The organism is Sphingomonas sp. LY29 (assembly GCF_035593985.1).
Taxonomy (GTDB): Bacteria; Pseudomonadota; Alphaproteobacteria; order Sphingomonadales; family Sphingomonadaceae; genus Sphingomicrobium.
Map to the genome: position 1 here is coordinate 97,982 of NZ_CP141587.1, position 13,315 is coordinate 111,296.

12 protein-coding genes are annotated in these 13,315 nt (G+C 66.1%); 7 read left to right on the forward strand and 5 right to left on the reverse strand.

What is annotated here, in order from left to right:
• Positions 1-19 precede the first annotated feature (19 nt).
• On the reverse strand, positions 20-2,293 hold the full coding sequence (locus tag SH584_RS00560) for an LPS-assembly protein LptD (RefSeq protein ID WP_324807731.1): 2,274 nt from the start codon (positions 2,291-2,293) through the stop codon (positions 20-22).
• Positions 2,294-2,438: 145 nt separating this feature from the next.
• Between SH584_RS00560 and SH584_RS00565 the strand changes: the two genes are divergently transcribed.
• The 3 genes from SH584_RS00565 (at position 2,439) to ndk (ending at position 4,848) form a co-directional block, all read left to right on the forward strand.
• Positions 2,439-3,905: a leucyl aminopeptidase gene (locus SH584_RS00565; RefSeq protein WP_324807733.1), complete on the forward strand. Its 1,467-nt coding sequence runs from the start codon at positions 2,439-2,441 to the stop codon at positions 3,903-3,905.
• 12 nt (positions 3,906-3,917) lie between these two features.
• On the forward strand, positions 3,918-4,355 hold the full coding sequence (locus tag SH584_RS00570) for a DNA polymerase III subunit chi (RefSeq protein WP_324807735.1): 438 nt from the start codon (positions 3,918-3,920) through the stop codon (positions 4,353-4,355).
• 70 nt (positions 4,356-4,425) lie between these two features.
• On the forward strand, positions 4,426-4,848 hold the full coding sequence (gene ndk / locus SH584_RS00575) for a nucleoside-diphosphate kinase (RefSeq protein ID WP_322840708.1): 423 nt from the start codon (positions 4,426-4,428) through the stop codon (positions 4,846-4,848).
• A 56-nt stretch (positions 4,849-4,904) separates the two neighbouring features.
• On the opposite strand, the gene SH584_RS00580 is transcribed toward ndk, so the two are convergent.
• Genes SH584_RS00580 through purM form a run of 3 tightly spaced genes read right to left on the reverse strand, consistent with a single transcriptional unit; the run spans position 4,905 to position 7,461 of the window.
• Entirely contained in the window at positions 4,905-5,411 is a 507-nt protein-coding gene (locus tag SH584_RS00580) for a hypothetical protein (protein ID WP_324807739.1), read from the reverse strand.
• Positions 5,412-5,423: 12 nt separating this feature from the next.
• Positions 5,424-6,377, reverse strand: a complete 954-nt coding sequence (gene purN / locus SH584_RS00585) for a phosphoribosylglycinamide formyltransferase (protein ID WP_324807741.1) — start codon at positions 6,375-6,377, stop codon at positions 5,424-5,426.
• The gene (gene purM, locus SH584_RS00590; RefSeq protein ID WP_324807743.1) at positions 6,370-7,461 is read right to left on the reverse strand and encodes a phosphoribosylformylglycinamidine cyclo-ligase; all 1,092 of its coding nucleotides are present in this window, start codon (positions 7,459-7,461) and stop codon (positions 6,370-6,372) included. Before purM ends, purN begins: the two co-directional genes overlap by 8 nt.
• Positions 7,462-7,487: 26 nt before the next feature.
• On the opposite strand from purM, the gene SH584_RS00595 reads away from it, so the two are divergent.
• From SH584_RS00595 to SH584_RS00610, 4 genes are read left to right on the forward strand one after another with little or no spacing between them, the layout of a single operon-like run.
• Positions 7,488-8,789 carry a heavy-metal-associated domain-containing protein gene (locus SH584_RS00595; protein ID WP_324807745.1) on the forward strand — a complete coding sequence of 434 codons (1,302 nt, stop codon included), beginning with the start codon at positions 7,488-7,490 and terminating at the stop codon, positions 8,787-8,789.
• Positions 8,786-9,412, forward strand: a complete 627-nt coding sequence (locus SH584_RS00600; RefSeq protein WP_324807747.1) for an HdaA/DnaA family protein — start codon at positions 8,786-8,788, stop codon at positions 9,410-9,412. The genes SH584_RS00595 and SH584_RS00600 overlap by 4 nt, the downstream gene beginning before the upstream one ends.
• Positions 9,409-11,541 carry an RNA degradosome polyphosphate kinase gene (locus tag SH584_RS00605; RefSeq protein ID WP_324807749.1) on the forward strand — a complete coding sequence of 711 codons (2,133 nt, stop codon included), beginning with the start codon at positions 9,409-9,411 and terminating at the stop codon, positions 11,539-11,541. The genes SH584_RS00600 and SH584_RS00605 overlap by 4 nt, the downstream gene beginning before the upstream one ends.
• 4 nt (positions 11,542-11,545) lie before the next feature.
• Positions 11,546-13,009 (forward strand): Ppx/GppA family phosphatase, encoded by a 1,464-nt coding sequence (locus SH584_RS00610; RefSeq protein ID WP_324807751.1) that lies wholly within the window; start codon positions 11,546-11,548, stop codon positions 13,007-13,009.
• Here SH584_RS00610 and SH584_RS00615 read toward each other — a convergent pair.
• Entirely contained in the window at positions 13,006-13,299 is a 294-nt protein-coding gene (locus SH584_RS00615) for an I78 family peptidase inhibitor (RefSeq protein ID WP_324807753.1), read from the reverse strand. The two genes, SH584_RS00610 and SH584_RS00615, sit on opposite strands and share 4 nt — an antisense overlap.
• Between the last annotated feature and the right edge of the window lie 16 nt (positions 13,300-13,315).

Sequence of the window (13,315 nt, forward strand, 5' to 3'; positions counted from 1 at the left end):
GGGCGGCCTGAACGGCAGCTTAGCGGCCGATCCCCTTCAGGGCGAAATTGATCGAGAACGTGCTGCCCTTCCGCAATTCCCCGATCCGTTCATAGTCGCGCTTCCACGCTACGCCAAGCTCAAGGCATTCGTCTTCGTACGTGATGCCAAGACGATGGCGAACCGGCTCGAATCCGTCGGCGAGGCTGAGCGGATCTTCTTCGGCATCGCTGAGGTCGAGGACGGTCGAGCCGTAGACGGCCCAATAGCGGCGGAATTGCCAGCGCCCGGCAAGGCGAAGTTCTTCCTTGTCGCGCAAATCCTCGATCGCGGTCGAAATGTCGCGGTTGAGGCGTAGGTAGCCGACCTGCGCGTAGGTCAGGCTCGACCCGACGGTGAGGTCGAGTTCGTTGCGGCGGACCGCGAAGCTGTCCTTGTCGATGCGGTACCGGTGGGTGAGGTCGACGAAATTGCCGAACCGAACGCGGGTTCGGCCGACAACGTCGGACAGGCGGTCGGTGAGGCCGGTGCCGTCGGGATAGATGTTGGTGAATTTTGCGAGGCGATAGCTTTGCCCGACGACGGTCTGGATCGACCAGTTCGGCCGGTCGTAATCCCATTGCACGCCGTAGGTGATGCGCGACCCGTCTTCCCAGCGGTCGTGCCCGGGGAAGCGATTCAGCGCGAACAGATTGCTGTCTTCAAGGTCGACGGCGCGGCTGTCCTCGTTGGGGATCGACAGGTTCGGCGTCGGCGGGGACAGCACCAGCTGGACGCGGGGGGTCAGGCGCTGGGCACCGCCCCACAGCTCGCCAATGAAGGGCCAGCGCATGTCGGCGGCAAGGGCGCCGATCCCGCGAAATTGCCAGCCCTCTTCGCCGCGATAAAGGGCGACCGTGGTCTTCTCATTCTCGTCGCTGTGATAGGCATCGGCGCGGCCGAAGGCGGTCAGCGTCAGTTCCTGGCCCAAGCCAGTGACCCGGCGCAGATTCCATTGGGCGCTGGCGAAGGCCCGCTGCGTGTCCTGACCGTCGCGGCGAAGGATCGCGAGGCTGTTCGCTTGCACTTCGACCTGTCCTCCGAGCACCGGGTCGGCGAGGCGGAAACGCGCATCGATCGCGGGCAGGGCGATCGGGATCTGGCGCTGGACGTCGTCGGCCCGAAGTCCCTGGAATGCCCAGCCGGCAATCGAGACGTAGCTGTTGAGCGAGATCCGCTCGGCGTTGATGAAATTGCGGAACTTGTCGTCGCGCGTAAGGTCGTAACGGCGCGCGACGGTCTTGTCCGACGCGACGCGGAGCGCGGCGTTGATGGTCCAGTAGGGATCGAGCTGGAAGCGACCATTGCCTTCGACGTAGGCGCGCAGGCCCCGATTGGTGCCGCTGGACGTTGCGGTCGCCGTGTCGGGGTCCTCGATGTCGCCGTAGGTGACGAAGGCGCCAAGCTGGTAGGCGCCGATCGAGGTCAGGTGACGAAACCGACCTTCCAGCGCGGGCGCCGCGCCGGTGTAGAGATGCGGCGTGACGGTCAGGTCGCGATTGCGATCCATCCGGAAATAATAGGGCAGGCTGACTTCGAGCCCGTTGTTGCTGTCGAGGCGGATGCCGGGAAGCAACGCGCCCGACACGCCGCCTTTCTGGCTGCCGTCGCCGATGACGAAGATCGGAAGCAGCGGCAGGCTGAGCCCGAGAATGTTGATGCGGCCGCCGGTGAAGCGGATTCGCCCGGTGCTTTCGTCGCGGACGACACGGGCGGCGGTGATCTTCCAGCTCGGGTTTCGCGGGCAGCCAGTCTCGTTGACGACGGGGCAGGCCGAATAGACGGCGTTGGTCAGCGTCATCTTGTCGCCGCGGCGTTCGCCCTTCGTCGCGGCGATCCGTCCGCCGCTTTCCAGGACGACGAGCAGATTGTCGATCGTCCCGTCTTTGAGCGAATCGGTCAGGTCGATCCGGTCTCCGATCAACTTGTCGCCCTGCGGATTGACGATGACGACATTGCCCTCGGCAACGACCTTTCCGCTGTTGCGGTCCCACCCGACGCGGTCGGCGGCAAGATAATTGCCGTCGCGCGAGAGGCGGACCTGCCCGGTCGCAGTGACGACATCGGCCTGGCTTTCGTAGACGACCTCATCGGCGCTGAAGTCGATGACCGGTTCCGGTTCGGCCGGAACGGCCGGCGCAGGCGCGATCGGGGCGGCGGGAAGCGGGACAGCCACGTCCTGCGCCAGGGCAGGCGTCGCCCATGCCATCGCCAACGCGCTCGCGCCGAGACCCATCCTACGCACTGCCCGCAATTGATCCCGCCCGGTCGTCATGAAGTCGAAGCGCCAGCCTATCGCACCAAGTCCGACAGGCGGCAATCCGGCTTGGCGCGACGGGCTTGCGCTTTTGCACCCCTTTGCCTTGGCACGAGCCTGCGCCTAAGGGGCTGGCAACGCTTCCCAAGTCCCGAGGTTTTCCATGCAGATCCGCTTCGCCACCACCCGCCCCAGCGGCGACTATGTCCTCGTCCTTCCGGCCGCCGGTTCGCGCCGTCCGGGCATCGATGCCCTGGGTGAAGGCAAGGCGACCGCCGAGGCGGCACTTCGCCGCCATCGCTTCGAAGGCGAATCGGGTGCGGCGTGCGAACTGTTCGTCGAGGGCGACAAGGGCGGGCGCCTGCTGGTGATCGGCATCGGCGCCGACGCCAAGCCGACCGACGCGGCCGAAAAGCTGGGCGGCGCTGCCGTCGCGAAGCTGCTGACTTCGGGTGAGAGCGAGGCGGTGATCGACCTCAGCGGGCTCGACTATGACGCCGACGCGGCGGCACGCGTTGCACTGGCGGCGGCACTGCGCGGATGGCGCTACGACTTGTATCGTACGCGCCTGAAGGACAAGCAGAAGCCGACGTTGAAGACCGTCACGATCGTCGCGGGCGAGGGCGCCGAGGCACGCTATTCCGAGCGCTATGCGGGGCTGGTCGACGGCGTGTCGCTAACCCGCGAACTGGTCACCGAGCCGGCAAACATCATCTACCCCGAAAGCTTCGTCGAGCGGGTGCGCAAGCATGCCGAGGGCAGCGCGCTCGAGATCGAGGTGCTGGGCCAGGCCGAGATGGAGCAGGCCGGGATGGGCGCGCTGCTGGGCGTGTCGCAGGGTTCGGTGCGCAAGCCGCAGCTGCTGGTCATGCGCTGGAACGGCGGCTCCGAGGCTGAGAAGCCGGTCGCGTTCGTGGGCAAGGGCGTCACCTTCGACACCGGCGGGATTTCGATCAAGCCGGCGGCGGGCATGGAATCGATGAAGTGGGACATGGGCGGCGCGGGCGCCGTCGCCGGCGCGATGCTGGCGATCGCCAAGCGCAAGGCCAAGGCCAACATCGTCGGTATCTGCGGGCTGGTCGAAAACATGCCCGACGGCAATGCGCAGCGCCCGGGCGACGTTGTCACGTCGATGTCGGGGCAGACGATCGAAGTCATCAACACCGACGCCGAGGGGCGGCTGGTGCTGTGCGACGCGATTACGTGGACGCAGAAGAATATTGGTCCGCGCACCATCGTCGACCTGGCGACGCTGACCGGCGCGATGGTAATCAGCCTGGGCCATGAATATGCGGGCATCTTCGCCAACGACGAGACGCTTGCGGCGAATCTGATCAAGGCGGCCGATGCCAGCGGCGACAAATTGTGGCGCCAGCCGCTTGGCGAAGCCTACGATCGCCTGATCGATTCGCCGATTGCCGACATGAAAAACGTCGGACCGCGCGAAGGCGGGTCGATCACCGCGGCGCAGTTCATCAAGCGGTTCGTCGACGACGGCGTGGCGTGGGCGCACCTCGACATCGCGGGCATGGCCTGGTCCGACAAGGACAAGCCGACCTGGGCGAAGGGCGCGACCGGCTATGGCGTGCGACTGCTCGACCAGTACGTGCTCGACACGCTGGAGCGCTAAGCGAGGCTGACGGTGCGGGTCGACTTCTACCAACTCGGCCAGGCGCCGCCCGAGGGCATCATCGCCGCGCTGGCGTCGAAGCTGATCGCCGAGGGCCAGCGATTGCTGGTGGTGGCGGCGGAGGAGGCGACGTTGGCGCGGCTCGACCGGATATTGTGGGACCAGGGGGCGACGAGCTTTCTGCCCCACGGTGTTTCCGGAGGCGTCGACGATGCCGCGCAGCCGATCCTGCTGTCGAGCGGGACTGACGCCCCCAATCTTGCCCGCAACATGCTGATCGCCGACGGTGAATGGCGCGAAGCGGCGCTCGGCTACGACCGCGCTTTTTATTTGTTCGACGACGTAACGCTGGAAGGCGCTCGGATGGCGTGGAAGCTGCTTGCAGGGCGCGACGGGGTCGAGCGCAACTTCTGGGCGCTTGACGCGGGACGCTGGACGAAAAAGGCCTGAGCCTTGCCTGATGTGGCTGCGGCGGCTAGGGGCGCGGCCAATCCCAACCACCGAACATCTGGAGCTTTTCATGGCGGTTACCCGCACCTTTTCGATCATCAAGCCCGACGCCACGCGTCGCAACCTGACCGGCGCGGTCACCAAGATGCTCGAGGAAGCCGGCCTTCGCGTCGTCGCGTCGAAGCGCATCCAGATGACCAAGGAACAGGCTGAAGGCTTTTACGGCGTTCATCGCGAGCGTCCGTTCTTCAACGACCTCGTCAGCTTCATGATCTCGGGCCCGGTCGTCGTGCAGGTGCTCGAAGGCGAAGACGCCGTGAAGCGCAACCGCGACATCATGGGCGCGACCAATCCCGAGAACGCCGATGCCGGCACGATCCGCAAGGAACTGGCCGAATCGATCGAGGCCAATTCGGTTCACGGTTCGGACAGCGACGAGAATGCGGCGACCGAAATCGCTTACTTCTTCAATGACGACGAGATCGTCGGCTAAGCCGATCTCCGCTTTTCAGATCGGGGCCGTCGGAGCGATCCGGCGGCCCTTCTTCGTCAGGCCCGGCTCAGGCCGACGATCCTGAGGTCGCGGTCGTCGAACAGGCCGCCACCGACCCAGCGATAGGCTAGGCGGTAGCGACCGTTGGCACGCCGGTCGTCGCCGGCCTCGACGTAGCGCGAGGCGATCGCGACGGTGAGCACGCCGTCCTTCTTTTCCTTGACCTCACCAAGCAGCGTCTCGACGTCCGCCGCCGCAATCCTGCCATCGCTTCCGATCGAGACCGAGCGGCCGTCGGCGGTCAGAGTAGCGGAGTCCAGCGCGTGGCCCGCTTCGACCGGGGAGAGGACGAGCGCCTGGCCTTCGTCCTGAACCTGCCCGCGTAGGGCGAGGGGAATGCGTTTGGTCTTTTCGATCGCGACGACGGGCTTTTCGGCCTGATCGCCACGCCAACTGTTCCACAGCCCCAGTGCCGAGATGGCGAGCGCGGCGATGGCGATCGTCTCGCCCAGGGAAATCCAGCGGCGACGACGGCGCGCGGCTTCGGGGGACGGGTCACTCACGGCGGCGGCTCCTTAGAATTCGTCGGCGGCGCGCATCAGCTTGGTCAGGCGGGCGGGCGCACACAAGCCCCAGCTGCGCTGCAGCCATTCGCCGACATGGCCCCAATCGACGCGCGCGCGGTCGAGGCGGATGCCGATCCAGTCCGACGGGCCGTAATAGGCTGGGCGGAAGTAGAGATCGGGTTCGGCCTCGATTAGCTGTGCCATTTCGTCCTGGCCGCTGCATTTGACGAGCAGGCCAATGCTGTCCTCGCCGTGATGGCGGTTCCACATGATCGCGAAGAACTTGTCGCTCGACGGGCTGCCGACTTTCCAACCGGGCGCGCCGTGGCTGGTCTTGAAGCGCGTTTCTGGCAGCGCGAGCGCGAGCGCGCCAACGCGTTCCTCAAGCCACGCCGGGTCGCGCTCGCGCGAGGCGAACTGGGCGAGGATGCGCGGGTAGAGCTGGTGCTCGGCGATGAGGACGCGGGTGGCGAGGTCGTCGGGTGTGTCGTCAGCAAGAACGGCGACTTCGACCTGTCCGAGGATTTCGCCCGAATCGAGTTCTGGCGTGACGAGATGGACGGTAGCGCCGGTTGTTGATTCGCCGGCCGCTAAAACTGCCTGGTGCGTGCGCAACCCTTTGTGGCGTGGGAGCAGCGAGGGGTGGATGTTGATCATTCGGCCCGCCCAGCGGCAAACGAATTCATCCGGAATGATGCGCATGAAGCCGGCAAGCGCGATGAGGTCGATCCGCGCCGCGTGAAGGCTCGCTTGGAGATCGGTCCAGAAGGTTGGACCTGAAGCGAGGCGATCGACTGAGATGCCTTCGGCTTCGGCGAGGGCAAGCCCGGGGGCGTCGGGCTTGTCGCCGGTGACCAGCGCGACTTCGAAGGGGCAATCGTCGGCGCGCGCGGCGTAGATCAGCGCCGCCATATTCGACCCGCGTCCCGAGATAAGGACGGCGACGCGGGTCCGGTCAGCCATGGTGGGTGGCCGACCAGGGTTCGCGCGCGCTCCACGTGTCTGTGCTGCCCGTGACGGTGCAGCCTTTCTCCCCGGCCTCGACGCTGCCGATGCGGTGAACGGTCTCGCCCGCGGCGTCGAGGTCCGTGGTGACCGAGTCGGCATCAGCTGGATCGACGACGACCACCATGCCGATCCCGCAATTGAAAGTGCGGGCAAGCTCGGACGGTTCGATCGCGCCGCCGGCCTGAAGGAAGGCGAACAGGCGGGGCAGGGACCACGTATCAGCGTCGACGCGGGCGTGGCAGCCGTCGGGCATCACGCGCGGAATGTTTTCCAGCAGCCCGCCGCCGGTGATGTGGGCAAGCGCAGCGATGCGGCCGTCGCGAACGAGCGGAAGCAGGCTCTTCACGTAGATGCGTGTTGGCTCGAGCAGATGATCGGCGAGCAACCGGTCCTGGTCGAACAGCGCGGGGCGGTCGAGCGCCCAGCCGTTGCGTTCGATCAGCTTGCGGACGAGGCTGAAGCCGTTCGAATGCACCCCCGAACTGGCGAGGCCGAGGAGCACGTCGCCTGGGCTCACCCGTCCGCCGGTAAGGACCTTGGCGCGATCGACCGCGCCGACGCAAAACCCGGCCAGGTCGTAGTCACCGCCCGAATACATTCCGGGCATTTCGGCAGTCTCTCCGCCGATCAGCGCGCAACCGGCCTGGCGGCAGCCGTCGGCGATCGACGCAACGACCGCGGTCGCGACCCCGGAGTCGAGTTTGCCCGTGGCGTAATAGTCGAGAAAGAATAGCGGCTCTGCGCCCTGCACGATCAGGTCATTGACGCACATCGCGACGAGATCGATGCCGACGCCGTCGTGGCGGCCGGTGTCGATCGCCAGCTTCAGCTTCGTGCCGACGCCATCATTCGCCGCAACCAGCATCGGGTCGTCGTAGCCGGCCGCTTTGAGGTCGAAGAAGCCGCCGAATCCGCCAAGCTCCGCGTTCGCACCGGGTCGCGCGGTCGACTTGGCAAGCGGCGAGATGGCGCGGACGAGATCGTTTCCCGCCGCGATCGAGACGCCCGCATCGGCGTAGGTGAGTGGCTTTTGCGTCATGCCTGGCGCAACTAGCCACATCGCACTTGGAATTCCACGCCATTGTCGCCAAAAGCGGCGCGATGCTGTTTCCCCGGCCGATCCTTCTCGCCATCGCTGCCTTGCTTGTCCTGTTGGGGACGGGCGGCGCGCTCTATGCCCAGATGGAAGGCGGCGATCGCGGCATCCTGCCCATCGACAGCAGCGGAACGCTGGAGATCGGCGGGATCAAGGTCGACGTGTCGGGCAAGAGCGCCGAGGAAGCGCGCTTCGCCGGGTGGCGGGTCGCACAGCGCGAAGGCTTCAAGGCGCTGTGGGCGCGGACCAATCGCCGGCCGATTTCCGAAGCGCCAACTTTGTCGGATTCGACGCTCGACGGCCTGGTGAGCTCGATCGTGGTCGAGCGCGAGCAAATCGGCCCCAATCGCTACATTGCCGAACTCGGCGTCCTGTTCGACCGGTCGCGCGCCGGCGAAATGCTGGGCGTTCCGGGACAGGCGCGGCGGTCGGCACCGATGCTGCTGATCCCGGTGATGGTGTCAGGCGGAACGGTTACCGGCGTCGAGCTTCGCAATCCGTGGCAGCGCGCCTGGGCGCAATTCCGCACTTCGCAAAGCCAGATCGATTACGTTCGCGTCAGCGGTCTCGGCACCGACCCATTGCTGATCAACGCCAGCCAGAGCCGCCGGCCCGGGCGCGGCTGGTGGCGCAATATCCTCGACCTCTACGGGGCTGCCAACGTGCTGGTCGCCGAGGTCCACCTCGATCGCGTCTATCCGGGAGGGCCGGCCAAGGCGACCTTCGTCGGGCGCTTCGGTCCCGATGGCGAGCGGCTGGGATCGTTCGAATTGCTGGCCAAGGACAGCGCCGACCTGCCGCGCATGATGACCGAGGGCGTGCTGCGCATGGACGAGTTGTTCACTCGCGCGCTGGCGGCGGGCATTGTTCGCGGTGATCCGGACCTGGTCATCCAGCCGCCGCCCCCAGTCGTCGAGGAAGAAACGGTCGAGGAAGACAAGTCGGCCACCACGCAGGTGTCTGTCCAGATCGCGGCGCCGGACGCCGCCTGGAACAGCTACGCGCTACGCCAGATCCGGTCGATCCGCGGCGTGATCGGGGTCAGCGAGACTAGCCCGCCGGTCAATGGGACGAGCATGCTCAGTGTGACCTATCGTGGTGATGCGGGGGCGCTGCGCAACCAGATCGTCGCGCGTGGTTTTGCGGTCAACGTGAACGGCAACGTGCTCCGGACCTTGGTCACCCCATTCCGGACGCCGCCACCGGCAGCAACGCCGGCGCCGGCGCCGACCGCACCCGAACCCGCAGCGCAATCGAGCCCTGCGCCGTGAGCGCACCCGACCAGTTCGCGCTTCCGCTCGACTGGCCGCAGGGTAAGGACGACAGCCGATTCATTCTGGGTGACGCCAACCGCGAGGCGTTCGAGCATTTCAGGACCTGGTCGATGTGGCCGGTCCGCGCGACATTGCTGACCGGGCCGCGCCGTTCGGGACGATCGCTGCTTGCGCGCGCGTTTGTCGAACGGGTCGGTGGTCGCCTGTTCGACCTTGCCGAGCGGCATGACGAGGAAGAATTGTTCCACGCCTGGAATGCGGCGCAGGAAAGCAAGAAGCCGATCGTCCTGGTGGTCGACGAGGTTCCGCCAGCGTGGGAGATTGCGCTGCCCGACCTTCGTACCCGATTGGCGGTCACTCCGATCGCGCGGATCGGCCAGCCCGACGACGAGTTGTTCCGGGCGATCATCCGCCTTCGCTTCGCCGATCGTGGCTTGCACGTTCCCGAAGATGCGCTCGACTTTGTCGCGTCGCGGGTCGAGCGCAGCTACTTCGCCGCCGAGCGCGTGGTCGAGGCGATCGACCGCTTCGCGATCGCCGAGCGCGCGCGCCTGACCATGCCGACGATCCGGCGCGCGCTGGCCGAAGGCGGACTGATCGACGCGAGGAAGGTCGCATGACGACGTCGGCGAAGGTCGCGCCGAAGGTCGATGCCCCGCGCCTGTTCAACCGCGAGTTGAGCTGGCTGGCGTTCAACCGGCGCGTGATCGAGGAAGCGACCAATCCGGCGCATCCGTTGCTGGAGCGGCTGCGCTTCCTGTCGATTTCGGGCTCGAACCTCGACGAATTCTTCATGGTCCGCGTGGCGGGATTGAAGGGCCAACAGCTTCGCGGGATCGAGAATCTCAGCATGGACGGCCTGACCGCCAACCAGCAGCTGGAGGCGATCGTCGATGAAGCCGACGCGCTGGTGATCGCGCAGCAGGCCGAATGGATGATGCTTCGCGAACAGCTCGACGAGCGCGGGCTCGACGTGGTCGGAGCCGAGGAACTCGACGAGCCCGAGCGCAAGTGGGTCGAGGCGCAATTCCGCGAACAGATCCTGCCGGTGCTGACGCCGCAAGCGATCGATCCGGCGCACCCGTTTCCGTTCATTCCCAACGGCGGCTTCAGCCTTGTGTTCGACCTTCGGCAGGGGCGCGAAGCCGAACCGGTGATCGAATTGCTGATGATCCCCAGCACGTTGCCGCGCTTCATTCGCCTGCCGGGGTCGCGCAGCCGGTTCATCCCGATCGAGACGATCATTCGCGCGCACTTCGACCTGCTGTTTCCGGGTTTCGAGCAGGTCGGATCTGGCGCCTTCCGCGTGCTTCGCGACAGCGATATCGAGGTGGAAGAAGAGGCCGAGGATCTCGTCCGCTACTTCCGCAGCGCGATCAAGCGGCGGCGACGTGGGCGCGTCATTCGACTGGAATTCGCCGCCGATACGCCGGCGAACCTCGAGGAGATGGTCCACCGTGGTCTTGGCGCCGACAGCGCGCTGGTCGCGGAGAGCGCGGGCTTTATCGGCATCGCCGACCTGGCGCAGCTGGTCGAGGTCGATCGTCCTGACCTGAAATTCCCGCCCTACACGCCGCGCTTCCCCGAGCGCATCCTTGAGCATGACGGCGATTGTTTCGCCGCGATCCGCGCCAAGGATATCGTCATCCACCACCCCTACGAAAGCTTCGAGGTGGTGGTCGCTTTCCTTCGGCAGGCGGCCGAGGACCCCGACGTCGTCGCGATCAAACAGACGCTTTACCGCGCGGGCAAGCAGTCGGCGATCATCGACGCGCTGGTGGCCGCCGCGGAAGCGGGGAAGTCGGTAACGGCGGTCGTCGAATTGAAGGCGCGCTTCGACGAGGAGCAGAATCTGCTGTGGGCAAGCCGGCTCGAGCGCGCCGGGGTTCAGGTCATCTACGGCTTCGTCGAGTGGAAGACCCACGCCAAGGTGTCGATGGTGATCCGCCGCGAAGGCGGGGTGATGCGGACCTACTGCCACTTCGGCACGGGAAATTATCATCCGACGACGGCGCGAATCTACACCGACATCAGCTTCTTCACCGCATCGCGGAGGGCGGCGCGCGATGCGGCCAAGCTGTTCAACCTGATCACTGGGTATGTCCCGCCCAAGGGGTTGGAACTGCTGACGGTCAGCCCGCGCGGTCTGCGCGACAAGATATTGTCGCTGATGGACGCGGAGATCGCCAATGCGCGAGAGGGCAAGCCCGCCGCGATCTGGGCGAAGATGAACAGCCTGGTCGATCCGGCGGTGATCGAGAAGCTCTACGCCGCGAGCGAGGCGGGGGTGTCGATCGACCTGGTCATTCGGGGCGTATGCTGCCTTCGTCCCGGCGTGCCCGGGCTGTCGTCGAACATCCGTGTGAAGTCGATCATCGGCCGCTTTCTGGAGCACAGCCGCATCTTCGTGTTTGCCAACGGCGGACGGCTGCCGCATCGGCAGGCCAAGGTCTACATCTCGTCAGCCGACTGGATGCCGCGCAATTTCGACCGGCGGGTGGAATATATGATGCCGATGGAAAACCCGACCGTGCATGCGCAGATCCTGGATCAGGTGATGATCGCGAATTTGATCGACAACGAGCAGAGCTGGGCGCTCAATCCCGACGGGTCCTACACGCGGATGAAGCCCGGCAAGCGCCACTTCAACCTGCACCGCTATTTCATGACGAATCCGTCGCTGTCGGGACGCGGGCAGGCGCTTGGCGGCAAGGCCGTACCCAAGCTCCGACTGACTCAGCGCGGCTGAGCGGATGACCGCAACCAGCTTCGGCCCGGTGGGCATCATCGACATCGGGTCGAACTCGGTGCGGTTCGTCGCCTATGGTGGCACCCCTCGCGTGCCGTCGGCTCTGTTCAACGAAAAGGTGATGGCGGCGCTCGGTCGGGGCGTGGCGAAGGACGGTCGGCTCGACGAGGAGGCGATGGCCAAGACGCTGGCGGCGCTTGCCCGCTTCCGCCTGCTGGCGCGCGAGATGGGGCTGAAGAAGCTTCACACCGTGGCGACTGCGGCCGTTCGCGATGCGTCGAATGGTCCTGCGTTCATGCGCGAGATTGCGGCGCTTGGGCTGAAACCGCGGCTACTGCCGGGACCCGAGGAAGCCGAGCTGTCGGGACTTGGCGTCGTATCGGCCATCCCTCGCGCCAACGGCATCGTCGCCGACCTCGGCGGGGGCAGCCTGGAATTGATCGGCGTTGCGCGCGGCGGGGTGGGTGAGGGAGTGTCCTTGCCGATCGGTGTGCTCCGCCTCGGGACGTCGCCCGATCGTGCCAAGATCGCCAAGGACATCCGCGCGGCGATCAAGGATAGCCGACTGAAGGATGCGGCGCGCGGGCACGGGCTTTACTTGGTCGGCGGGTCGTTCCGGGCGCTGGCGCAATTCGACCTCAAGAGCGCGAACCATCCGCTGCCGATCGTTCACCAGCACAAGATCGCGCCTGAGCGATTGGACGAACTTCAGCGCCTGCTGGCCACGTCGCCGGTCGAGGAGATCAAGGCGCTGTCCGGCGTATCGGCCTCGCGAGCGCCCAGTTTGGCGCCCGCGCTGACGGTGCTGCAGGCGATGGTCGAAGTGTTGGGACCACGCCGAGTGATGACCTCGGCATTCGGGCTTCGCGAGGGATTGCTCTACCGCGACCTTCCGCAGTCCATTCGCGACGAAGACCCGCTGCTGGCGGGGGCACTGGAAGTGGGCGAGCGGCTTGGGCGTTTCGGCGACCATGGCGCGGCACTGGACCAATGGATGGCGCCGATCTTCCCCGACGATCCGAGCGACATGCAGCGGCTTCGGCTTGCGACGTGCCTACTGGGCGATATTGCCTGGAACGCGCATCCCGACTTCAGAGCCGAACGCGCGGTGGATATGGCGATCCACGGCAATTGGGTCGGCATCAGCCCGCACGGCCGTGCGGTGATCGGCCGAGCCTTGTGCAGCGCCTTTGGCGGCGACGGCGGTTTCGGATCGCGATTGCGGACCCTGCTTCGGCCGGGCGAGGAAGATCGCGCGATGGCGTGGGGCAAAGCCTTGCGTCTGGCGCAGCGATTGAGCGGCGGCACCGAGACATTGCTTCGAAAAACCACGCTTTCGATCGACTCGAAGCGCTTGTCGCTAACCGTTCACGCGCGGCATCGGAACTTGCTCACCGACCCGGTCGAACGGCGTCTTCAGCAGCTGGCGAAGGCGATCGGCCGGACGTCCGACATCAGGATCGCCTAGCCGCAACTGGCGCGCTCGACCCGGTTAGCCTCATCGAGTTGGACGGTCAGTCGATCGCCGCGGAAATCCATCGTGACCATGCCGCCTTTGGGCACCCAACGGATCGTCCGCGCGCCGGTCTCGCGAAGCATGCGTGCGCCGAGGTCCTGGGTCGCTGGTCGACCGACGTAAGAGGCGAGACCGTCGCCGCGGCAGAGCGCGGCAGGATCGCTTACCGTCGGTGGGTCGGTCATGTTGCTAGTGCAGGCCGCCAGCGGAAGTGCGGCAAGGGCGAGGGGCAGATGACGCATGAAAATCTCCTTGTGA

Bases quoted from the DNA above. Each gene is read 5' to 3' on its own strand.
- purM (WP_324807743.1), bottom strand. From the start codon at position 7,461: ATGACGCAAAAGCCACTCACCTACGCCGATGCGGGCGTCTCGATCGCG.
- SH584_RS00615 (WP_324807753.1), bottom strand. From the start codon at position 13,299: ATGCGTCATCTGCCCCTCGCCCTTGCCGCACTTCCGCTGGCGGCCTGC.
- SH584_RS00605 (WP_324807749.1), top strand. From the start codon at position 9,409: ATGACGACGTCGGCGAAGGTCGCGCCGAAGGTCGATGCCCCGCGCCTG.
- SH584_RS00560 (WP_324807731.1), bottom strand. From the start codon at position 2,293: ATGACGACCGGGCGGGATCAATTGCGGGCAGTGCGTAGGATGGGTCTC.
- SH584_RS00610 (WP_324807751.1), top strand. From the start codon at position 11,546: ATGACCGCAACCAGCTTCGGCCCGGTGGGCATCATCGACATCGGGTCG.
- ndk (WP_322840708.1), top strand. From the start codon at position 4,426: ATGGCGGTTACCCGCACCTTTTCGATCATCAAGCCCGACGCCACGCGT.
- purN (WP_324807741.1), bottom strand. From the start codon at position 6,377: ATGGCTGACCGGACCCGCGTCGCCGTCCTTATCTCGGGACGCGGGTCG.
- SH584_RS00565 (WP_324807733.1), top strand. From the start codon at position 2,439: ATGCAGATCCGCTTCGCCACCACCCGCCCCAGCGGCGACTATGTCCTC.